The 22,673-nt window shown below is 61.7% G+C and carries 17 protein-coding genes; 13 read left to right on the top strand and 4 right to left on the bottom strand.

Annotated features, from left to right (window positions below; all coding sequences use genetic code 11):
• Positions 1–101: 101 nt before the first annotated feature.
• Positions 102–497, bottom strand: coding sequence for a hypothetical protein (locus CAQU_RS06865; protein ID WP_157108938.1), 396 nt, complete (start codon positions 495–497; stop codon positions 102–104).
• A gap of 598 nt (positions 498–1,095) precedes the next feature.
• Positions 1,096–1,938, bottom strand: a complete 843-nt coding sequence (locus CAQU_RS06860; RefSeq protein ID WP_075726374.1) for a peptidylprolyl isomerase — start codon at positions 1,936–1,938, stop codon at positions 1,096–1,098.
• 309 nt (positions 1,939–2,247) lie between these two features.
• Between CAQU_RS06860 and CAQU_RS06855 the strand changes: the two genes are divergently transcribed.
• The 3 genes from CAQU_RS06855 (at position 2,248) to CAQU_RS06845 (ending at position 5,035) form a co-directional block, all read left to right on the top strand.
• Positions 2,248–2,898 carry an MBL fold metallo-hydrolase gene (locus CAQU_RS06855; protein WP_075726372.1) on the top strand — a complete coding sequence of 217 codons (651 nt, stop codon included), beginning with the start codon at positions 2,248–2,250 and terminating at the stop codon, positions 2,896–2,898.
• A gap of 186 nt (positions 2,899–3,084) precedes the next feature.
• Positions 3,085–4,371, top strand: coding sequence for a histidine--tRNA ligase (gene hisS, locus CAQU_RS06850; RefSeq protein ID WP_075728507.1), 1,287 nt, complete (start codon positions 3,085–3,087; stop codon positions 4,369–4,371).
• Between the two features lie 31 nt (positions 4,372–4,402).
• Positions 4,403–5,035: a hypothetical protein gene (locus CAQU_RS06845; protein ID WP_075726370.1), complete on the top strand. Its 633-nt coding sequence runs from the start codon at positions 4,403–4,405 to the stop codon at positions 5,033–5,035.
• Positions 5,036–5,129: 94 nt separating this feature from the next.
• Here the strand turns inward: CAQU_RS06845 and CAQU_RS06840 are convergent, their stop codons facing one another.
• Positions 5,130–5,714: a TetR/AcrR family transcriptional regulator gene (locus CAQU_RS06840; protein ID WP_075726368.1), complete on the bottom strand. Its 585-nt coding sequence runs from the start codon at positions 5,712–5,714 to the stop codon at positions 5,130–5,132.
• 268 nt (positions 5,715–5,982) lie between these two features.
• On the opposite strand from CAQU_RS06840, the gene CAQU_RS06835 reads away from it, so the two are divergent.
• Together CAQU_RS06835 and CAQU_RS06830 are read left to right on the top strand one after the other, a co-directional pair.
• On the top strand, positions 5,983–8,727 hold the full coding sequence (locus CAQU_RS06835; protein WP_075726366.1) for an SNF2-related protein: 2,745 nt from the start codon (positions 5,983–5,985) through the stop codon (positions 8,725–8,727).
• The gene (locus CAQU_RS06830) at positions 8,724–9,665 is read left to right on the top strand and encodes a hypothetical protein (RefSeq protein ID WP_075726364.1); all 942 of its coding nucleotides are present in this window, start codon (positions 8,724–8,726) and stop codon (positions 9,663–9,665) included. Before CAQU_RS06835 ends, CAQU_RS06830 begins: the two co-directional genes overlap by 4 nt.
• A gap of 107 nt (positions 9,666–9,772) precedes the next feature.
• Here CAQU_RS06830 and ypfJ read toward each other — a convergent pair whose 3' ends face one another.
• A complete protein-coding gene (gene ypfJ, locus CAQU_RS06825) occupies positions 9,773–10,657 on the bottom strand; it encodes a KPN_02809 family neutral zinc metallopeptidase (protein ID WP_075728505.1) in 885 nt (294 codons plus the stop codon).
• Between the two features lie 344 nt (positions 10,658–11,001).
• Here ypfJ and aspS point away from each other — a divergent pair, with 344 nt between their 5' ends.
• From aspS to CAQU_RS06785, 8 genes are all read left to right on the top strand, one after another.
• Positions 11,002–12,801: an aspartate--tRNA ligase gene (gene aspS / locus CAQU_RS06820; RefSeq protein ID WP_075726362.1), complete on the top strand. Its 1,800-nt coding sequence runs from the start codon at positions 11,002–11,004 to the stop codon at positions 12,799–12,801.
• A 377-nt stretch (positions 12,802–13,178) separates the two neighbouring features.
• Positions 13,179–14,435 (top strand): aminoglycoside phosphotransferase family protein, encoded by a 1,257-nt coding sequence (locus CAQU_RS06815; protein WP_075726360.1) that lies wholly within the window; start codon positions 13,179–13,181, stop codon positions 14,433–14,435.
• Positions 14,436–14,561: 126 nt separating this feature from the next.
• Complete coding sequence (locus CAQU_RS06810; RefSeq protein ID WP_075728503.1) at positions 14,562–15,926, top strand: replication-associated recombination protein A; 1,365 nt, start codon at positions 14,562–14,564, stop codon at positions 15,924–15,926.
• Between the two features lie 201 nt (positions 15,927–16,127).
• Positions 16,128–18,794 carry an alanine--tRNA ligase gene (alaS, locus tag CAQU_RS06805; protein WP_075726358.1) on the top strand — a complete coding sequence of 889 codons (2,667 nt, stop codon included), beginning with the start codon at positions 16,128–16,130 and terminating at the stop codon, positions 18,792–18,794.
• A 116-nt stretch (positions 18,795–18,910) separates the two neighbouring features.
• Positions 18,911–19,495, top strand: coding sequence for a Holliday junction resolvase RuvX (ruvX, locus tag CAQU_RS06800; protein ID WP_084562870.1), 585 nt, complete (start codon positions 18,911–18,913; stop codon positions 19,493–19,495).
• A 29-nt stretch (positions 19,496–19,524) separates the two neighbouring features.
• A complete protein-coding gene (gene mltG / locus CAQU_RS06795) occupies positions 19,525–20,673 on the top strand; it encodes an endolytic transglycosylase MltG (RefSeq protein ID WP_075726356.1) in 1,149 nt (382 codons plus the stop codon).
• Between the two features lie 475 nt (positions 20,674–21,148).
• Positions 21,149–21,976, top strand: coding sequence for a shikimate dehydrogenase (locus tag CAQU_RS06790; protein WP_075726354.1), 828 nt, complete (start codon positions 21,149–21,151; stop codon positions 21,974–21,976).
• A 216-nt stretch (positions 21,977–22,192) separates the two neighbouring features.
• On the top strand, positions 22,193–22,639 hold the full coding sequence (locus CAQU_RS06785; RefSeq protein ID WP_084562868.1) for a prepilin peptidase: 447 nt from the start codon (positions 22,193–22,195) through the stop codon (positions 22,637–22,639).
• Positions 22,640–22,673 lie beyond the last annotated feature (34 nt).

Genomic DNA, 22,673 nt, shown 5'->3' with positions numbered 1-22,673 from the left:
TGAAAAAACCACCGGCACCCGATGTGGGGTGGCGGTGGTTCAGGGACGAGGCGCGGACAATAGTGTCCGCGTCGTCGTCGGCCCGGGTGAAGCGCTAGGGCTTACTTGGGGCCGAAAGCCTTAGCCAGGTTGTCGGCAGACTTGGTGATGGAGATGATCGCACCGAACAGGGAAGCGATGGTAGCCAGGAGGGTGACCCAGTCCTTGAGCTTCTCGGTGAGGTTCTCGGCCTTGTTCTTGTCGGAGTCGACCGGAACTTCCTTGTACTCGTACTCAGGCTCGCCGTTTTCACCGATGATGATCTTGCCGTTTTCGTCCCTCTTCGGAACCTTCTTGATCTCGGTTTCCGGCTCCTTGTCAGTCTTGCTGGAGGAAGAGGAGAAGGAGTCGAAGGAGCCGGACTCGTCGGCCATGGCGGGAGCGGCGGTGACGACACCGGCGGTCAGGGATGCAGCGGTCAGGGCTGCGATGAGGGACTTGCGAGCGGTCAGCTTCATAAGGGTGAAATCCTTTTCACGATGTTTGATCAAGGTCAGTGCGTTCAAGACTAACCTCTTTTTGCGTAAACGCAAGGTGTGTCAGTGCGCACAGTGCGCTGTGTGTGGAAGCGGTTGTGCCTTCCAGTTTTCTTATCGTTGGCTGTGCGCCTGAGGTTACTGCCGTTGTGCTGTGCCGGGTGACCTGGGGAGATGTTGTTGATGGGTGCGCGGGGCGCAATAGCTTAAAGAAAACTAAGAGTTAGCAAAGAAGTATTGGGGTGGTGAAAACTGGGCTTCCACCGTTGTTATTTAGTGATGGACATCACTGAAATTGGGGGTTTGTTGGGGGCTGTATGGGGCAATGATGGCGGCTGCGTGTGGGGGCCAGCGCTGTGACTTGCAGCTTTTTTGGAAGCGAAAGTGTGTATCTCATTTGGTGCTGGTGGGGCAGGTGTGGGGAAAGTGTTTTTCGAATTCTTATTGAATATCGGGGTGGTTTTTTGGGGTTGTGGGCCAGGGGAGGGGATGAGAACGCCGAAGGCCCCATCGTTTCCCGCGTGTGGGATCGATGGGGCCGTGGGGGATAGCGGCTTGTGTGTCCGCTGTTTTAGTGGTCTTAGGAGACGGTGGCGGTGGCGATGATGACGTCCTGGGCGGGCTTGCCGTCGGATGCACCCTCTGCGGCACCGCGGGAGGCGATGGTGTCCAGGGTCTTCAGGCCTTCATCGGTGACCTGACCGAAGTAGGTGTAGGAGGCCGGCAGGGGGGACTCGGCGTAGTTCAGGAAGAACTGGGAGCCGTTGGTGTCCGGGCCGGAGTTCGCCATGGCGATGGAGCCACGCGGGTATTCGATCGGCTGGCCGTTGTTCTGCTTCGGGTCGTTGACCGGGAATTCATCCTTGAAGCTGAAGCCCGGGCCGCCGGTGCCCTGTGCGCTGGGATCGCCGCACTGCAGCACGTGGATGCCGGAGGTGGTGATGCGGTGGCACTGGGTGTTGTCGTAGTACTTTTCCTTGGCCAGGTGCTCAATGGCGTTGACCGTACACGGAGATACGGAGCGGTCCAGCTTCATCGGGATCGGGCCGTCGTTGGTGTTCAGCGTGACGGTGACGTCGCCGGTGGTGGGGACGTTTTCCGTCTTCGGCTTGCTGACGGGGCGGGCCGCCTGGCCAGAGTCGGGGTACTCACAGCTGACAGTTTCCGGCAGGGGGGTATCCAGGCTGGTCTTCAGCGGGGTGTAGGTGGGGGTGTTCTCCGTGCTGCTGGCGGCGGCTTCCGTGGAAGCATCGTCGCCGCCGCGGGTGGCGGCAAACCAGATTCCGCCGGCGATGACCACGATGACGGCCAAAGCGGCCAAGGCTACGGACAGCGGCTTGGCTTTTTCTGCGCGATCGCGGCGCTTGAGTTCACTATCGAGCTTCTTCATTGCCTCGTCGAGGCGCTGGCTGTTATTCGACACAGTCTTTCGCTTTTTCGTAGTTCTCTTCGCGCACCTGCTTGACCGTGCAGGCTGCCCGGGGGGGGGCAGCCCTGGCGGGGTGCGGTGGCGAATCTTTGATGGGGGCGTGGGGTTGCGAAGGACTCCAGTCCGCCGGTTCGGCGGCAGGTGCGCAGTCGCAAGCGTCGGCCTTGAAGGTCACGGGTCGCGCGAATTATTCCGTCGTCGGTGACTGCGACGGTGTAAACCGGCAGTCGCAAACCCGGCGGGGGTAGGCCCGCGCGACACATTAAGCCAACATCTTAGCCGTTTGTCCTAGGATTGCCGCTTATGGAGCTAGTGTTTTCACCCCAGGGACCTTTTCAGACCAATTGTTATGTGTTGACCCACGAAAACCGTGCGGTGGTCGTGGACCCCGGCAAGGGGGCCGCCGCCTGGGTGGAGCAGGTCTTAAACGAAAAGGGCGCGAAGCTGGAAAAGATCGTGCTCACCCACGGCCACATCGACCACACCCGCGATGCCGGACAGCTAGCCAAGGCCCATGGGGCGCCAATTTTCATCCACGATGACGATCTGTTCATGGTCTCCCAGCCAGGCGGTGGGGTCAGCGGGGATACCGCCCTGCTGTATGAGGCCGCCACCATGGAACCCCTAACGCAGTGCGAATCCCTTACCCACGGCGACACCATCGATCTGTTGGGATTGTCCTTCGCTATCCGGCACTGCCCGGGCCATTCCCCGGGCAGCGTGCTGCTGGTCGGCGATGAGGTGGTTTTTGCCGGCGATGTGGTGTTTAAGGGATCGATTGGGCGCACCGACCTGCCCGGAAGTGATCCGGCTAAGATGCGCCAGTCCCTGCGCACGGAGGTGCTCAACCTCGATGACAGTCTCACCCTGTTGCCGGGGCACGGCCCGCATACCTCCATGCGGGCGGAACGCCGCAGCAACCCCTTCCTGAACAACCTCGACGCCATCGGCTAACCCAAGGCATATTCCCGCGCAGCTCAACTCCACCACCTAACAGGCGGGTATCCACGTCGGGGGCATTCCACGGGGCCGCGCAATGGGGGTGCGCCGCCCGTGGGTCCGCCCCGGTTGCGGCTTTTAACCTGAGAGTGCGGGGTGGGGGAGAACACCGGCATGCCCCGCGCGTTACACTTGCTAACCATGACCGACCAAGCCAAGATTTCCCCGTTTGCCGCACCGAAGGGCGTGCCGGACTACGTCCCGCCGACCTCCGCGACCTTCCAGCACGTGCGCGACATGTTCACCGAAACCGCGCGCACCTTCGGTTTCCAGCACATCGAGCTTCCCGTGTTTGAGGAAACCGGCCTGTTCGCCCGCGGCGTCGGCGAATCCACGGACGTGGTCAGCAAGGAGATGTACACCTTCGCCGATCGTGGCGGCCGCAGCGTCACCCTGCGCCCGGAAGGCACCGCCGGGGTGATGCGCGCCGTCATCGAGCACAACCTGGATCGGGGCCAGCTGCCCGTCAAACTGGTCTACGCCGGCCCCTTCTTCCGCTACGAGCGCCCCCAAGCCGGCCGCTACCGCCAGCTGCAACAGGTCGGCGTGGAAGCCATCGGCGTGGACGATCCGGCGCTTGACGCGGAAGTCATCGCCCTGGCCGATGCCTGCTACCGCAAAGCCGGGCTCAGCGGCTACCGCCTGGAGCTGACCAGCCTGGGCGATAGCACCTGCCGGCCCGAATACCGCGCCAAGCTGCAAGAATTCCTGTTCAAACTGCCGCTGGATGAGGAAACCCGCAAACGCGCCGAAATCAACCCGCTGCGCGTGCTCGATGACAAGCGCGAAGAAGTCAAAAAGATGACCGCCGATGCGCCTTTGATGCTCGACCACCTCAGCGACGAATGCCGCGCACACTTCGACACCGTCACCGGCCTGCTCGACGACATGGGGGTCGACTACGTCATCAACCCGCGTCTGGTCCGCGGACTGGACTACTACACCAAGACCTGCTTCGAATTCGTCCACGACGGCCTCGGCGCCCAATCCGGCATCGGTGGCGGCGGACGCTACGACGGCCTGATGGCACAACTCGGCGGACAGGAACTGTCCGGTATCGGATTCGGGCTCGGAATCGACCGCGTCCTGCTGGCCATGCAGGCCGAAGGCATCGACATCGAAGGTCGCCCCCGCGTCGACGTGTTCGGCGTGCCCATGGGCGCTGAGGCGAAATCCGCGATGAGCCTACTCATCCACGAACTCCGCGCGGCAGGCATGAGCGCCGACATGTCCTTCGGCGACCGCGGTCTAAAAGGCGCCATGAAGGGCGCCGACCGCTCCGGGGCGCGCCTCGCACTCGTCCTCGGTGACAGCGAACTCGCCAACGGCACGGTCGTCGTGAAAAACCTCGCCACCCGCGAACAACACGACATCGCCCGCGCCGACGCGCCCGCCTTCATCAAGCGCGCCCTCGCCGACAACAACTAACCCCAGGAACTAACCCCAGGAAGTGATGAGGATGGCACACCGAACCCGCCGGCTAGCAGCCCTAGTCACCGCCGTCAGCGCGTGCGCCCTCGCGGCCTGCGGCAGCGCAGAACAACCACCCGCCGACACCAGCGTCACCGCCGGCATGAGCCCCACGGTCTCACGCTCCGCCACCCCATCAACCACCGCCGCCGACACCCCAGAACCCACCACCAGCGCACAAACCCCGACTAGCCAAGCGGAAGCAGCACCGCTCGCACCCGCCGCGCCGGCCCCAGAAATCACCGCCAGCCTCAGCCCGCAGACCTCCAACGAAGGCAAATACTGGGGCGGCGATGACTACGACCCCGCCACCGCCGCGAAACTACCCCACGAACGCCTCGACGTCGGCACCCAGGTCGACATCCTCGGCACAAACGTCGAAATCTGCGCCACCGGTGGCTTCTACGGCATCCACTACATCGGCGCCTCACCCACGCTGGGCTGCGACGCCGGCAACGAAGTCTCCCAAGCCGCCCTCAAGGACGAAAGCCCCGAGGACAACGTGCATTTCAGCCAGCCCAAACCCGTTCGCGCAGCCGGCCGCACCTTCAACTGCACCGAACAAGGAAACATCGTGCTGACCTGCGTTGACGACGAAGGAAACTCCGTTCTCATGTGGTAGCCGCCGGCCACCAACCAGACACGCACAAGGCCGTCTGTCCTTCTCGCACGAGAGGAACAGACGGCCTTGTTCTTTTAGTCAGGCTACAACACCCCTAATCCGGGTAGCGCAAACCCCGCATGCTGCCATGCTTCAACCCGGACAAAAACACGTCCACCAAGTTATGGGTGATATTCGGCTCCAGCGCCACAATGCCCGGAACCGGCGGGCGGGTCACCGTAATCAAGCCCACAATAAAAGTGTTGTGGTGCACATCCGGATGCACCAAACCAGCCTGCTTCGCCAAATCAATGATCTGCTCGCCGCGCTTTTCCGTATCCGCCCGCAACGACGCCACCTCCTCCGGCAACGTCGACAAATCATCCGGGGCAAAGGAAGACACCAGAATCGACACCCCCATATTCACCAACCCATCAACATAGGTGTACCACCAGTGCTCCGGATTGGTGTGGAAGTACTTCATCACGTCTTCCTGCAGCTGCTGCGCCTCCGCGAAAAACCGGCCCCCGCACGCCACCAAAAGAGACGTCCGATCCGGAAAATTGCGATACAGGGTCGCGATGCCCACCCCAGCCTTTTCAGCAACAGTATCCAAACTGACATTGTTGGCATGGGTAGAAAACAACTCGCAGGCGGCCGTGATGATTCGTTCACGACGCGCTAAGGCATCAGAGCGCACCTTGGATCAATCCTTCGTCCAAACAAAATGATAGATTCATTTCCACTTTAGTGGGTGGTGGGGCAAGAACCCAAACCCCACAACAAGCCCACCAACACCCCACCACCGCGCCGCGACACACACCACCACCGGCAGCAGCACACCCGCCACCAACAGCACGCACACATCGCGCAAACGCCATACACATTACTCCCAAACCCCGCCCACCACAGCCACAAACGCCCACCCACCACCGGCCCCATAACCCCTACTGGCACAATTGCACACTATGGATCGCAACGTCGTGCTCAACATCCTCGACCAGGCAGACTTTTTCATGCCGGAGGTCTCCACCGCCGCCCGCATGCTCGCCGCCGTCACCCACACCCACACCCCACCCCACCTCGGGATGCACGCCACCATCCCCACCAGCGACGACACCATCACCCTCATCGATCCCGCCGACATCACCTGGCCCCGCGACCTCTACGCCGGCATGCTCTTAGCCGCCGACACCGAAAACCGCCAAGCCATCAGCGACTTCGCCCACGCCGTCAACGGACTACCCCAACGCCGACAACGCGCCCAAGCCGCCGCACCACGCTTTCTCACCCGCCTACTCAACGGCACCGACCCCGCCGCCGAAGCCGAAGCCCAACGCCTCCACGACGACCTCATTGCGCTGCGCATCACCGGCACCTACGACCGCTACCTCAACGCCCGCGCCCTGTTCACCGCAGCCGTTAACCTCCAAGACACCACCGGCGTCCACCTCGACACCACCAACCCCGCGATCCCCCCAGAGTTCGTCACCCAAACCCAACAACTCATCCGCGACAGCATCGGAAACCCCGACGCCATCATCCAACCCATCGCAGCCGCCGAACTCGCCCTCGCCCGCGACGCCGTCACCGCCTGGAAACGCGACCCCCACAGCACCCTCAACCTGCGCAACCAAGCCGAAACAACCCTGCGCACCCTGACCGAACAACGCGTCACCGTGCTCCTCGAACAAATGCCCGTCGAGGCACTCAAAGCCGCCACCAACCAGCGGCTGCGCACCACCGGACTCGACACCGCCGGCATCACCACCGTCGCCGACGTCATTAGCACCCCACACAGCACCCTGACCGCCATCAACGGCATCGGTGAAGCCACCGCACGTCGCCTCAAAGCCGCCGCCCAAGCCTTAAGCAACGAAGCCAGAAGCACCCACTCCACCCGCATCGGCACCGACCCCACCGACACCGCCATCGCGCTCGTCCGCATCCTCAACATCTACGGCCAAATCGCCCTCGACGACGAACAAGCCCGCGCCCGCATCGACCGGCTCAGCGCCCTCGGCCAAGCACTCCCCACAAACCCACTGGCCCACGCCACCCACGCGGACAACTGGCTCGCCCTCGCCAACCAGAACACCACCATCGAACAACTCCGCGACGACATCCGCTGGCTCAGCGTCAGCCCCGACCTATTCGGCACCGCCACCATCGTCGACCCCGGCGCCGACGTGTGGGAAGACTACCTCCAACAACCCGCCCGCTACCAAGCACTTTTGGCAGACCTGCTACGCATCGACGCCGACAACACCGGCTTCACCGACGCCGACACCATCGCAGCAATCCGCAACCTCACCCTCAACACCGAACACCTCACCGAAGGCACCTTCCTCCGCGGCTACCAATCCTTCGGCGCCAAATTCGCCACCATCCGCAAGAAAACCGTCCTCGGCGACGAAATGGGCCTCGGCAAAACCATCCAAGCCATCGCCTGGGCCGCCCACCTCGCCGCCACCGACCCCGAAGCACAACACATCCTCGTCATCTGCCCAGCCTCCGTCGTTTTGAACTGGATGCGCGAACTGAAAAAATTCAGCACCCTGCCCGCCCACATGGGCCACGGCGAGAACAAACACACCGCCCTCAACTCCTGGAAAAACGACGGCGGATTCCTCGTCGTCACCTACGAAGGCGCCAAAACCCTCAACCTCACCGACGCCGACACCGTCATCGTCGACGAGGCCCACATGATCAAAAACCCCCGCTCCGGGCGCAGCAAAGCCGCCAGCACCCTCATCGCCAACGCCCCCTACGCCATGCTGCTCACCGGCACGCCACTGGAAAACCGGGTCAGCGAATTCGTCACCCTCATCAACTACGTCCAACCCGAGCTGATCACCAAAGGCATGGGCAGCCTCAACGCCGGCGACTTCGCCCGCCACATCGCCCCCGCATACCTGCGCCGCAACCAAACAGATGTCCTCGACGAACTCCCTGAAAAACTCGAAGAAGACGACATTATCGAACTCAACGACGACGACCACGCCATCTACGCCACCGCCGTCGAAAACGGCGGATGGATGACCATGCGACGGGCAGCATTCCTCAACCAACACACCACCCCCGCCAAAATCGAACGCATCCTCGACATCGTCAACGACGCCGAAAACGCCGACCGCAAAGTCATCATCTTCACCTACTTCCTCGACGTCATCGACGCCCTCGAACACCACCTCGGCGACCGGGTCATCGGCACCATCACCGGGCAAGTCCCCGCCGCCACCCGCCAAAACTACGTCGACCAACTATCCACCGCCGCTGCCGGCAGCGTCCTCATCGCCCAAATCACCGCCGGCGGCACCGGGTTAAACATCCAAGCCGCCAGCGTCGTCATCCTCGCCGAACCCCAAATCAAACCCAGCATCGAAGACCAAGCAATAGCCCGCGCCTTCCGCATGGGACAAACCCGCAAAGTCCACGTCCACCGCCTCATCGGCGCCGACACCGTCGACGAACGCATGCTCGACATTCTCGCCCCCAAACGCCAAGCCTTCGACGCCTACGCCCGCCACAGCGACATCACCGCCAGTGTTCCCGACGCCGTCGACATCACCGAAGCCCAACTCGCAGCCACCATCATCGCCGCCGAACGCCAACGCCTCGGATTCGACCCCACCGCCCCAACACAGACCACCGACACCCCCGCACCCCAAGGCATCCAAGCCCTATCCGATAGCGACGAGCCCACCCAATGACCACCACCATCCTCGCCACCCTGCGCGCCGCGTCCTTCCAATACAAAAACCTCACCCCAAACGACGCGCCCCCACACGAAGCAATCGCCACCTACGCCGACCCGCACGCCCTGATCCCAGCGCTCGGGAGGAAAAACCCCATCGCTGTTCCCCTCGGCCTCGCTGAAACCCCCGCCGGCGCCCACGCCATCGCACAGCAATTCGCCACCACCTACAGCACTAGCCTCCGCCACGCAGGATCCCTGGCATACCAACGCGCAGCCCACCGCATCGTCGGACTCATCGTCGGCACCTGGGTGATGGGGGGAAACTTGAAAACCACCCCCACCCACCTGCTGATCACCTCCGGCGCCACTAGCGCGCTTCTCGGCCCCTTCCGCGACGAAGCCCCCAACCCCGAAATTGTGACAAGCCGGATCCACGACACCACCACCGCACTTGCCACCCACCCACAGCCCAGCAGCCCACCGACCAGCCCCATCACCATCGGTCGCGCCACCACCGCCGACAACGCCATTGAGCTGGGCCACAACCTCATCAACGCCACCAGCCGACTACGCGCAGCCTTCCACACCGCCACCGGCGTGGGACAACCCAACCTCAACGCCAACACGTTCACCGCCGCGGGCGGGCTTTTACGCAACTTGGTCCGTAAAAATCTCCTCGACCCCCACACAGCCCTCACAACCGCCCAAGGCCTCCAACACGCACACCCCCAATACCTCCGCGCCGGCTGGTTCGAAACCCTCACCAGTGACCACACCGTCCACACCGACACCCGACAACCCGCGCACAACCCCACCCCACCGGGTGCCAAACTGGCCTACTACCGCACCAGCTGCTGCCACTGGTACACCACCGGCGCCGACAACTGCGATTGGTGCTGCCATCGCGACGAGGCCCAACGGCGCGCCACCATGACGCAAGCCCTGTTTTAAAAAAAGGCCAGATCACATACAAAACCCCCATCTCTACCCACGCTGCTCGCAGCAAAAAGGGCAAAGAAGGGGGAAAGGGGGCTGTGCCGACTGGCTAGGAGGGGGCTTTAGCGGTAGACGCCGCGCTCCAGGGTGTCGCAGGCGCTCATCTGGCCGGAGGAATAACCCGCCAAAAACGCCTTCTGGCGCTGCTCGGAAGAACCATGGGTAAACATGTCGGGGCGCACCCGCCCGCCCTGACGCGATTGAATGTTGTCGTCACCGACAGCGCGGGCAGCCTGCACCGCGTCGCGCACCTGCGCATCGGTCAACGGCTCCAAGAACTTGCCCTCGCTGGCATAGTGGGCCCACACTCCGGCATAGCAGTCCGCCTGCAATTCAATGCGCACCGCATTGGAATCCTGACCAGGCTCGTTGTAATTGCTCATTCCCAAGGTGCCCTCCAGCTGCTGGATGTGGTGACCAAATTCGTGGGCCACCACATACTCTTGCGCGAAGGGGGCATTCTTGGCTCCCAAAGAATTCAGCATGTCGAAAAACGACGTGTCGAAATAAGCGGTCTGATCCATCGGACAGTAAAACGGGCCGGTCTGCGAGCTGGCAGCACCACAAGCCGTCTGGGTGGCGGAGCTAAAAATCACCAACCCCGGCTCGGTGTACTTAATGCCCGCCTGCTGCGGCAACACTTTCGACCACACCGCGTCAATACTTTCCGCGGTTGCCGACAAGCGACAATCGACATGCTCATTGGCGTCCTTGCCGGTCTGGCAGTGCTCCAAAGACTGCGACTGGCTTTGCCCCTGGCCGGCAGGTAACTGTTGCTGGTCTTCACCCAGCAATCCCCCCAAATCGCCGGGATTGCCGCCCAAAAGCAGGAACAACCCCACCATCAACAAGGTGCCGATACCACCGCCCACGGCAACGCGTCCGCCGCCACCGCTGGAACGCCGGGCCCGGTTGCTGTTTAGTTTTACGTCGTCGCGAAAAGTCATGGTGTGATCATGCCACATCAGTGCTACAGCCAGGAATAACAACGCCCCACCTGACCCCCATGGCTTTGGCGCGTGCACCTGTGCCCCAGTCGGCGTGCTCCGGTAGTGCAGCAGGAGACAAACGGCTGGGGGATTAAAGAACTTTGCGCCCCAGTCGCTGCGAGGAAGGTGCCTGCGGGTACACTTGTCCTATTGTCTGACCCACGAAGGGCAGCTCGTGGCACTGTGCCGCTGCGACAGCGTCGAAGCGGCAGCATGGCAGAGTTGTCCTCACCGGGTGTACAGCCGCACCATTGCGGTTGGATTTAGAGTTTTCGATTTAGGCGTGAAAGGACACGATTTACGTGCTGCGCACTCATCTTGCGGGTGACTTGAGGAAAGAAACCGCTGGCCAAACTGTGACGTTGACCGGTTGGGTTTCCCGCCGCCGCGACCACGGTGGCGTGATCTTCATCGATCTGCGCGACCGCTCCGGCATCGCCCAGGTGGTTTTCCGCAATTCCGACGTCGCTGAGCGCGCCCACCACCTGCGCAGCGAGTTCTGCGTGCAGGTGACCGGCGTGGTGGAACTTCGTCCGGAAGGTTCTGAAAACCCGAACCTGCCCTCTGGTGACGTTGAGGTCAACGTCAGCGAGTTGGAGGTTCTCAACGAGTCCGCCCCGCTGCCTTTCCAGATCGAAGACGGCCACTCTGGTGAAGTTGGTGAGGAAGCTCGCCTGAAGTACCGCTACCTCGACCTGCGTCGTCCCGCCCAGGGGGAGGCGTTGCGTTTGCGTTCCGCAGCCAACAAGGCCGCCCGTAAGGTTCTCGACGCTCACGAGTTCACCGAAATTGAGACCCCGACGCTGACCCGTTCGACCCCCGAGGGTGCCCGCGACTTCCTGGTTCCCGCACGTCTGAAGCCGGGCACGTTCTACGCGCTGCCGCAGTCTCCACAGCTGTTCAAGCAGCTGCTGATGGTGGCCGGCATGGAGCGCTACTACCAGATCGCGCGCTGCTACCGCGATGAGGATTTCCGCGCTGACCGCCAGCCGGAGTTCACCCAGCTGGACATCGAGATGAGCTTCGTCGATCAGGACGACGTCATTGCGCTGGCCGAAGAAATCGTCACCGAGCTGTGGAAGCTCATCGGCTACGACATTCCCACCCCGATCCCGCGCATGACCTACGCCGATGCGATGCGCCTGTACGGCTCCGACAAGCCGGATCTGCGCTTCGATATCAAGATTGTCGAATGTACCGAGTTCTTCAAGGACACCACGTTCCGTGTGTTCCAAAACGAATACGTCGGCGCCGTGGTGATGGAAGGCGGCGCCAGCCAGCCCCGCCGCCAGCTGGACGCGTGGCAGGAATGGGCTAAGCAGCGTGGCGCCAAGGGGCTGGCGTACATCCTGGTCGGGGAAGACGGCGAGCTGGCCGGCCCGGTCGCGAAGAACATCACCGACGCGGAACGCGCCGGCATCGCCGCTCACGTCGGCGCACAGCCGGGCGACTGCATCTTCTTCGCCGCCGGCGACACCAAATCCTCCCGCGCCTTGCTCGGCGCTGCCCGCGGCGAAATTGCCCGCAAGCTCGACCTGATCAAGGACGGCGATTGGGCTTTCACCTGGGTTGTTGACGCCCCGATGTTTGAGCCCTCCGCCGACGCCACCGCCTCCGGTGACGTTGCCCTGGGCCACTCCAAGTGGACCGCAGTGCACCACGCCTTCACCTCCCCGAAGCCGGAATGCCTCGACACCTTCGACGAGAACCCCGGCGAGGCATTGGCCTACGCCTATGACATCGTGTGCAACGGCAACGAAATCGGTGGTGGCTCCATCCGTATCCACCGCCGCGACGTCCAAGAACGTGTCTTCAACGTCATGGGCATCGGCGAAGAGGAAGCCCAGGAGAAGTTCGGCTTCCTGCTGGACGCTTTCGCCTTCGGCGCACCGCCGCACGGCGGCATTGCCTTCGGCTGGGACCGCATCGTCAGCCTGCTGGGCGGCTTTGACTCCATTCGCGACGTCATCGCCTTCCCTAAGTCCGGTGGCGGTGTTGACCCGCTGACCGACGCGCCGGCTGAGATCACCCCGGAACAGCGCAAGGAATCCGGCATCGACGCCAAGCCGAAGAAGAAGCCGGTTGAGGCTGACAAGAAATAATCAGCACTTCAGGTGATTGTTTTCCAAAGCCCCGGGGCGTGCCGAGCACAACCCGGGGCTTTTTCATGGCACACTTGTAATAGTTTCGTGCACTTTAGGCACATTAGCGCCCACACGCATTAACCCCCGCCGTGCAAAACCTTCCCCACAAACAAGCCGGGAAGCAAAAATGATTCGGCAAACCTTTCGCCTCGTGGGCCAACAATCACATCAAAAGCGAACAACTCGCACCGGCGGCTTTGCCCAACTGGCCGACAGTGGCCACTGCAAGTCCGCATACACCTAGTGCCGGCGTCCGCAGCGTTGCCACGACGGGCAACATTGTTCATCTCACATCCCCACACCGCCGCACACGACCCCACACCAGGAGTACCCAAGTGCTTTCAACCCAAGACATCATCAGCCTCGGAGAGCGGATGCTCTCCGAGCGCTTCGGGGGTGAGCAGGTCCTCAGCGACCCCGTTGAACTCCAAGGTTCCGGATCCTCGAAAGTCATCCGCGCCCGCGTCGCGGCCCAGCCTTTCCTCCAGCAACGTTCCGTCGTGCTGAAATACTCCCCAGCCAGCGTCGACGAATACGAAGATGCCTACTTCATTCGGGAAGTCGTCGCCTACCAATTCACCAACTCCTTGCCGGAAGACGTCCGCCCCGGCCCGGTACTGCTTGGCTACGACATTGAACACCGGCTGCTGGTCATCTCGGACGCTGGGGAAGGAGACACCCTCGAGGATCTGCTGTCCTACGCGGACGCCCCCGCCCGGCTGCAGATTCTGCGCACCCTCGGGCACGCCATCGGGCGCATGCACGCCGGCACCGCGGAACGTGAAGAAGGTTTCGATGTGCTGCTCAAGCGGATGCTGACCAAGCACCCGGAAACCTCCGAAGTCCACGCGTCCAGGGACGAAGCACTACTGGTCGCCATTGACACCGGCATCGAACTACTCCACAAGTCCGGAGTTGAACTGCCCGCCACGGTGTCGGACTTCGCAGCAGACGCCAAGCGGCGACTCTTAAGGGGCCAACATCGCGCCTTTAGCCCCTTCGACCTTTCACCCGACAACGTCCTCTACGCCAACGGCGTGAGCTTCCTGGACTACGAGTGGGCAGGATTCCGCGACGCCACATTCGATGTTGCCTGCGTCATCGCCGGTTTTCCCCAGTTCCCGCTCGCCCACCCCATCAGCGACGAAGAAGCAGACGCTTTCGTGGCTGCCTGGGTGCACGAAGTCGATGGGATTTGGCCCAACGTCAGCAACGGCGAACGCCTGCGTGCCCGCATCCTGACCGCCATGATCGGATGGGCACTGTCGAGCCTGACCTATATCTACTACGGCTCGATGAATCAGCTCGCCACCCAACTCGCCGCCGACCACGTCGAAGCCGACCACACCCCCTCGGCTGAACACGAAGCTTTCCGCTGCGACATCCACGACGACGACTACGACATCCTCGCCGGCGGCTCCCTAGGATCCGTACTGCGCAATGGGGGAGTAGCGCGCCGCGACCTGCTTGAAACCTTCCAAGCGATGCAAAGAATGGCAGCCCGCGGTGGGGACGAACGATTCGCCGACATCGAACAATTCGCCCACACCGTCTGCGAACGACTGGAAGCCCTCGCCGTCGTCGAGCCCTAAAACACAAACGAATGTGACTGGCCACAACCCCAATGCAACACTCAAATCAGTGTTCCATTGGGGTTGCAGCATTCAAGCGACCATACTGGAAGCAGACGCAACACCACGCCCGAACGGAGTGCAGCTATCAACAGCGACGGACTATTCGATCTGCCCGGCCGCCACCCAGCCACAGAAGACACCACGGCACTGGCGCAAGACTACTTCCACCCGGGATCACACGCGCCACTGGCTACCCGCATGCGTCCCCGCACCCTCGACGAAGTCGTAGGCCAAGAACACATCCTCGGGCCTGGCACACCACTGCGCCGCCTCGTCGAAGGCAACGGTGCCGCCTCAGTCATCCTCTACGGGCCACCCGGCACCGGAAAAACCACCCTCGCCTCCCTGATCTCCTCAGCCACCGGCGACCATTTCGTGGCCCTATCGGCCCTATCAAGCGGTGTGAAAGAAGTACGTGAAGTCATCGCACAAGCCCGCACCGCCAGACACCGCAACGAATCCACCGTCCTATTCATCGACGAGGTGCACCGGTTTTCCAAAACCCAACAAGACGCACTGCTGGCCGCAGTAGAAAACCGAGACGTCCTCCTCGTCGCCGCCACTACTGAAAACCCCTCGTTTTCCGTCGTCGCCCCCCTGCTCTCCCGCAGCCTCATCATCACCCTGCGCTCCCTTGGCGACGAAGACATCCGCACCGTAATCACCCGCGCCCTCACCGAAGAACGCGGGCTCAACGGCGCCATCACCATGGGCACACAAGCCCAAGACCTTCTCATCCGACTAGCTGGCGGCGATGCCCGCCGCGCACTCACCTACCTCGATGCCATTGCAGAGGGACTCGCCCCCGGAACCGAAATCACCTGCGAGGACATCACCACCCGCATCGATAAAGCCACCGTCCGCTACGATCGCGACGGCGACCAGCACTACGACGTCACCAGCGCGTTTATCAAATCAATGCGCGGTTCCGACGTCGATGCCGCCCTGCACTACCTGGCCCGCATGCTCGAAGCCGGCGAAGATCCCCGCTTCATCGCCCGTCGCCTCGTCATCCACGCATCCGAAGACGTCGGAATGGCCGACCCCACCGCGCTACAGACCGCGGTGGCCGCCGCTGAAGCAGTAGCCCTCATCGGGCTACCAGAAGCACGCCTAGCGCTAGCGCAAGCAACCATCCACATCGCACTCGCACCAAAATCCAACGCCGTCATCGCAGCCATCGATGCCGCAATGGCAGACGTCCGCCACGGACACACCCCACCCGTGCCCCCACACTTGCGCGACGGGCACTACTCAGGAGCCGAAAAACTCGGCCACGCAGTCGGCTACCGCTACCCCCACGACGACCCGCGCGGAGTACTCGCCCAACGCTACATCCCCGAAGGGCTAGACGATGCCGTCTACTACCAACCCAGCGAACACGGCCAAGAAAAAGGCCGCGGAGACTGGCTCGGCAGACTGCGCCGCCTCATCCGCGCAAAAAATTAAGCCCCAACCCACCACCGCCAAACAACCCCAACCCAAAAAATACGGTGCCAAAGAGACTAAAATCCCCGCCGTCGACTAAAGTGGCGCGGAGGAATACCGCCACCTGCATCCCCGGCCACAACCGACTGCGGTGGCACACAGGAAACTGTTGTCCCGAATTGATAAACACAGATCACAAAACCAAGTGAGGTTGACTTCGTCGTGCAAACACACGAAATTCGAGAGCGTTTCATCGCGCACTTCGTGAATGCTGGCCACCAAGAGGTGCCCAGTGCTTCCCTTATCCTCGACGACCCGAACCTACTGTTCGTCAATGCGGGAATGGTGCCGTTCAAGCCGTACTTCCTCGGCCAACAAACCCCGCCGTTTCCCAACGGCACCGCCACCAGCATCCAAAAGTGCGTCCGTACCCTCGACATCGAAGAAGTCGGCATCACCACCCGCCACAACACCTTCTTCCAGATGGCAGGCAACTTCTCCTTCGGGCAATACTTCAAAGAAGGCGCCATCACCCACGCGTGGGGATTGCTGACCGGCAGCCTCGAAGAAGGCGGTTTCGGTCTGGATCCGGATCGCCTATGGGTCACCGTCTATCTCGACGATGACGAAGCTGCCGAAATCTGGGAAAAGAAAATCGGCCTGCCCGCCGACCGCATCCAACGACTCGGCATGGCCGATAACTACTGGTCCATGGGCATCCCCGGCCCCTGTGGCCCCTGCTCCGAAATCTACTACGACCGCGGTCCGGAATACGGCAAAGAAGGCGGCCCCATCGCCGACGACAACCGCTACATGGAGATCTGGAACCTGGTCTTCATGCAAAACGAACGCGGCGCTGGTATCGGCAAAGACAACTTCGAAATCCTCGGCCCCCTGCCGAAGAAAAACATCGACACCGGCCTCGGCGTCGAACGAGTCGCCTGCATCCTGCAAAACGTCGACAACGTCTACGAAACCGACCTGCTGCGCCCAGTGATCGACGAAGCCGAAAAACTCACCGGCTCCACCTACGGCGCCAAGCACGAAGACGACATTCGCTTCCGCGTCATCGCCGACCACTCCCGCACCGCCATGATGCTCATCCTTGACGGTGTCGTACCCGGCAACGAGGGCCGTGGCTACATCCTGCGCCGCCTGCTGCGCCGCATCATCCGCTCCGCACGCCTGCTGGGCGCCACCGGAGCGACCATGGAACAGTTCATCACCACCATCATGGACACCATGACCCCGTCCTACCCGGAAATCGCGGGTAGCCGTGAGCGCATCCTCCAGGTCGCCGTGAACGAAGAAAAAGCCTTCCTGCGCACCCTGGAGTCCGGCACCAAACTATTCGAACAGGTCGCCGCAGAAGCCAAAAACGAGGGTAAAGGTGTTGTCGGTGGCGACAAAGCCTTCACCCTGCACGACACCTACGGCTTCCCGATCGACCTCACCCTGGAAATGGCCGCCGAAGCAGGACTCAACGTCGACCGTGAAGGATTCGAATCCCTCATGGCCGAACAGGTCGCCCGCGCTAAGGCCGACTCCCGCGCGAAGAAGCACGGACACACCGACCTCAGCCTGTACCGCGAGTGGGTTGACAACAACCCCACCCGCTTCGTCGGCTTTGACACCCTGAGCAACGAAGCCAAGGTTCTCGGACTGGTTTCCAACGGCACCAAACTCAACGAAGCAACCGAAGGCACCCCCGTTGAGGTCATCCTTGACGAAACCGCACTGTATGCGGAAGCCGGCGGACAGCTCGGCGACCGCGGTGTCATCCGCACTGGCGACGGCCTCATCCGCATCAACGATGTCCAGAAAATCGGCAAGAAGCTGTGGATCCACAAAGGTGTGGTCGAAAACGGCCACATCGAAATCGGAAACGCCGTCACCGCTGAAGTCGACCCCGCGTGGCGCCACGCCGCCCGCCAGGCCCACTCCGGAACCCACCTCATCCACGCCGCCCTGCGTGAGGTGCTTGGCCCCACCGCCGTGCAGGCAGGTTCCATGAACAAGCCCGGATACCTGCGCTTCGACTTCAACTACGCCGAGGCGCTCACCCCGGAGCAGATGGAACAGATCCAGGCCATCACCAACCAGGCCGTTGACGCCGACTACCAGGTCAACACCATCGAAACCAGCCTCGAAGAGGCAAAGGCGATGGGCGCGATGGCGCTGTTCGGCGAAAACTACGGCGACATCGTTCGCGTCGTTGAAATCGGTGGCCCATTCAGCATGGAACTGTGCGGTGGCTCCCACGTGGCGCACTCCTCCCAGATCGGCCCCGTGGCCGTGCTGGGCGAGTCCTCCGTGGCATCGGGCGTGCGCCGAATTGAGGCGTTCTCCGGCCTGGATTCCTTTAACTACCTCGCCAAGGAACGCGCCCTGGCCGCTGGTCTTGCGTCCTCGCTGAAGACCCCCACCGAGGAGCTTCCGGACCGCATCGCGCAGCTGACCGAAAAGCTCAAGGCGGCCGAAAAGGAAATCGCGAACCTCAACCGCCAGCAGCTGGCCGCCAAGACTGGGCAACTGGTGGAGCAAGCCCGCGACGCCGGAAAGTTCAGCCTGCTGGCTACCACCTTGCCGGAAGGCACCCAAGCAGGCGACCTGCGTACTGTTGCGACCGATCTGAAAAACCGGATGGCCGATAAGGCCGCCGTCATTGTGCTGGCTGCCCCCGCCGGCAACAAGGTACCGTTCATCGTCGCTGCCACCGCATCCGCAGTCGATGCTGGCGTTAAGTCCGGCGACCTAGTCAAGCTGATGGGTACCTACATTGATGGCCGCGGTGGCGGCAAGCCCGATATGGCGCAAGGCTCTGGTGCTAATGCTGCCGGCTTGGACGCAGCTTTCGCGGCTGTAGCTGAGGAATTGGCGCAGCGCTAAAATCTGGCCCACAGGCTAGATAACGCCCCATTGGGGAGTGGCCCCACCCACCGTGCGTGGGTGGGGCCACAGTCCTTACAAGAGTCCGACAACCTTCCATCCCTCGAAAGGTCACCATGCCAGCAATTTTTCCCGACACCCCAGGCGTCGATGATCCAGGTCCTGGCTGCCGAATCGGTTTAGATGTGGGCAGTGTGCGCATCGGGGTCGCCCGATCAAACCGGGAAGCCACCATGGCGATGCCCGTCGAAACCGTCGCCCGCAAAACCAAAATGCGCGGGGCGGATGGCGAAGATATCGACCGCATCATGGAAATCATCTCTGACTATGGCGCGGTTGAGGTCGTTGTCGGGCTACCCCGGGACTTGAAAGGAAACGGCTCGCAGTCGGCGAAACAAGCTTCCGAAATCGCCCGGCGGGTGAAAAGAAGATTAAAACGTGCTGAAAAAGCCGTGCCGGTCAGGCTGGCGGACGAAAGGCTGACTACAGTAGTTGCCACACAAGCGCTACGCGCCAGCGGTGTCAGTGCGAGAAATTCTCGCGCCGTCATCGATCAGGCCGCGGCCGTCGAAATCCTGCAAAGCTGGCTCGACGGACGTCACCGCGCTCTAGCTGCTGCCGATAACGCTGAACAGGCAGACCAGCCTCAGGACACCCCTGAGGCTGCATCCCACCATGAAAGCGAGACACTAGGCCGTTGAGTACTCATCGCCCCGCCCCCTCACGTCGCATGGAGTCGACGTACGTGAAACGTCGTCAAAGGGGCCTCGCGGTTCTGATTGTCACGTTGCTGCTGATCATCGGATCCGTGGTGTACATCGCCATCGAACGCAACAACATGAAAACTCCAGCCGACTACACCACCACCGGAAACGGCCAGGTTGAACTTGTCGAGATTAAGCCCGGCTCCTCGGTGAGTGAACTCGGACCCGAGCTTGTTGAGCGCGACATCGTGAAATCCAACGGCGCTTTCCAGAAGGCTGCCGGGGCAAACCCGAACGCCGCCAAGGTGCAGCCTGGTATCTACCGTCTGCAGGGGGAGATGTCTGCTGAGTCCGCTGTTGAGGCACTGCTGAATCCCGCCAATAAGGTGCAAACCCTCGACATCCCCGGCGGCGCCACGCTCAACGACGTGGTTGTCGTTGGTGGTAAAACCCGTCCGGGTATTTTCTCCCAGATCAGCCAGGTCACCTGTGCTGAAGGCGCATCCAATTGCCTGACTGTTGCCGCGCTGAAGCAAGCTGCTGGTGGGGTAGACCCGGTCGAACTCGGGGTTCCCGAATGGGCCGTTGATGCGGTGCGTGCTCGCGGTAACGACCCGCGTCGTATCGAGGGTCTGATCATGCCGGGTGAGTACGTCGTCAATCCGGAACAGAACGCGGCTGAAGTCCTACGCAGCCTGATCACCGCCAGCGCGGAGAAAGAAAACGAGACCAACATTGTGGGGCGCGCTCAGGCCGTCGGTTTGACCCCCTACGAGCTGTTGATTGCTGCTTCTTTGGTGGAGCGCGAATCGCCTGCCGGTGACTTCCCGAAGGTCGCCCGGGTGATCTTGAACCGCCTGCAGGAGCCGATGCGCCTAGAGTTCGACTCGACCGTCAACTATGACCTTCCGAATCAGGAAGTCGCCACGACCGACGAGGATCGCGCCCGGGTTACTCCGTGGAACACCTACGCGAAGGATGGTCTCCCGGAAACCCCTATCGCCTCTCCCTCTTTGGAAGCCATTGAGGCGATGGAGAATCCTGCAGACGGCGATTGGTTGTTCTTTGTGACCATCGATAAGGACGGTACGACGGTGTTCAACCGGACCTTTGATGAACACCAGCGCGCGACACAGGAGTCCATTGAAAATGGTGTGCTCGATTCGCAGCGTTAAACACTGAAGCTGGTCATTTATTGCGTGACCAGCACGCATTTTCACCCCGTATTGAGGGCACTAACCACAGTGCCTTGGATACGGGGTGTTTGTTTGCCCAGGATTTTGGCGAATAATCCCCCCGAAGCCGGGCGCAAGCATCCCCCAACTGAAGGAAAAATCTGTATCCCGGGTGCGACGGGGTATCTTGGTTCTAGTGGTTTTTCGACGACCGTATCCTTTGTGCGGATCACTGAATTGCCCTATTGTCACCATCCCTACTTTTCGCGACGCTAACTGGTGGCGCCACGGCGCAGGCGGTTTTTCTCGCAGCCTGGCCGTTGTCGCCGAGGGTTTCGGCTCGTGTGCTGCTATTGCAGCCGTACGCGGTGCTGTGCGTTAGCGATGCAGATGTGTTCGCCCGCATGTGGCGGGTTTGACGCTGCATTTGCTGGCGTGGGTCTGCTGTTTGCGGAGTACTAAAGGAGTTTTAATCTTGGCTATCACGCACCGTGCTGCGATTGTTGGAAAACCTATTGGGCATTCCCTGTCACCTGTGCTGCACAACGCGGGTTATGCCGCTTTGGGCATGGACGATTGGGAGTACGGCAGTTTCGAGTGTGATGCGGCGGGTCTGGCTGATCTGGTGGCGAGCTTGGACGACACTTATGTCGGACTGTCGGTGACGATGCCGGGTAAATTCGCCATGCTGGATATCGCTGAGGAAATTAGTCCGCGTTGTGAGGACATTGGCTCCGGCAATACTTTGGTACGGACCCCTACTGGTTGGCGGGCCGACAACACCGACGTTGACGGCATTCGCGCCGCTTTGGAACGGCTGCGTGTGGATGCGCCCACTGTCGCAGCGGAGGGTTCTGAAGCAGTTCTTATCGGTGGTGGCGGTACTGCCCGTACGGTGCTGTGGACGATGGCGGAGTTGGGGTGCAGCAAGGTGACGGTGATTAATCGCACCGACCGTAGTGATGAGTTGTCGCCTTTGGTGACTCGCACCGGCGCTGAGTTTGAGTGGTTGCCCCCGCACGCCGATCTGGAGCCGGTCGTTGAGCGCGCCAGCGTTGTCATCAATACCGTTCCGGTCGACGGAACGACCGATGTGGTTGAAGCGTGTTCCAATGCGCCCTTGTTTGACGTGATTTACAATCCTTGGCCGACGCCGCTGGCAAAGGCTGTGCGCGCTAAGGGCCACCCGGTGGCTGGTGGTCACGTGATGCTCGCGCATCAGGCGTTTTCTCAGTTTGAACAGTTCACTGGTTTGGCGGCCCCGGAGGAATCCATGTGGGCTGCTTTGATGGACCGGTTCTAGTCGCGCCTTAATTTCCGCCCACCGCACACGTTGTGTGTGCGGTGGGCTTTGTTGATGGTGCAAACCTTGCGGTGTCTTGCTGGGGAAAACTCGCAACGTCTTTTTATGGAGACAACGACGCCTGTGGAAGGCTGGGTTCTCCTTGTGCGTGCTGGGCAGCTGTGCGGTTAGTTTCACGGTCTTAAGGACTGTGGAGCGCGTCGTAGGGCAGGAAGTATGGATTCTTTTTCTGGAATCACGCAGCAGGTGGCATTGGCCGTGGAATTCGTTGGTTGGCTGGCGTTCGCGGTGTGGGCCGGGGTGTTGTGGTGGTGGGACCGAAGGTATTTGCGGCTGCCGAACGTGGTGGTCTATCCCGGGGTGGTGGCTTTGTGGGGGATGGGTTTGGTGGGCGGGTCTTTAGGTCAGCTGGTGATGGGTTTAGTGTGGCCGGGGTTGTATCTGTTGGTGTGGGCTTTTTACAAGGGGGTTGGTGGGGGTGATATCAAGCTTGCGTGTGGGTTGGGGGTGTTGGTGGCGCAGCAGGGGGTGGGGGTAGTTGTGTGGGTGGTTTTGTTGGCTCAGGTGACGACGGTGGCTGAGGCGGTGTGGTGTCGTCGCAGGCGCGTTGCGCATGGTCCGCACATGTTGGCGGCTGCGGTGTGTGGGGTCATATTTGGCTGAAAACAATGGGTGGTGGCCGATTGCGTGTGGGGGA

The organism is Corynebacterium aquilae DSM 44791 (genome assembly GCF_001941445.1).
GTDB lineage: Bacteria > Actinomycetota > Actinomycetes > Mycobacteriales > Mycobacteriaceae > Corynebacterium > Corynebacterium aquilae.
This window is presented reverse-complemented; position numbering and strand designations above follow the sequence as displayed.

Excerpts from the sequence above, each read along its gene's own strand:
- CAQU_RS06865 (WP_157108938.1), bottom strand. The coding sequence starts at position 497 with ATGAAGCTGACCGCTCGCAAGTCCCTCATCGCAGCCCTGACCGCTGCA.
- CAQU_RS06855 (WP_075726372.1), top strand. The coding sequence starts at position 2,248 with ATGGAGCTAGTGTTTTCACCCCAGGGACCTTTTCAGACCAATTGTTAT.
- hisS (WP_075728507.1), top strand. The coding sequence starts at position 3,085 with ATGACCGACCAAGCCAAGATTTCCCCGTTTGCCGCACCGAAGGGCGTG.
- CAQU_RS06845 (WP_075726370.1), top strand. The coding sequence starts at position 4,403 with ATGGCACACCGAACCCGCCGGCTAGCAGCCCTAGTCACCGCCGTCAGC.
- CAQU_RS06835 (WP_075726366.1), top strand. The coding sequence starts at position 5,983 with ATGGATCGCAACGTCGTGCTCAACATCCTCGACCAGGCAGACTTTTTC.
- CAQU_RS06830 (WP_075726364.1), top strand. The coding sequence starts at position 8,724 with ATGACCACCACCATCCTCGCCACCCTGCGCGCCGCGTCCTTCCAATAC.
- ypfJ (WP_075728505.1), bottom strand. The coding sequence starts at position 10,657 with ATGACTTTTCGCGACGACGTAAAACTAAACAGCAACCGGGCCCGGCGT.
- ruvX (WP_084562870.1), top strand. The coding sequence starts at position 18,911 with ATGCCAGCAATTTTTCCCGACACCCCAGGCGTCGATGATCCAGGTCCT.
- mltG (WP_075726356.1), top strand. The coding sequence starts at position 19,525 with ATGGAGTCGACGTACGTGAAACGTCGTCAAAGGGGCCTCGCGGTTCTG.
- CAQU_RS06785 (WP_084562868.1), top strand. The coding sequence starts at position 22,193 with ATGGATTCTTTTTCTGGAATCACGCAGCAGGTGGCATTGGCCGTGGAA.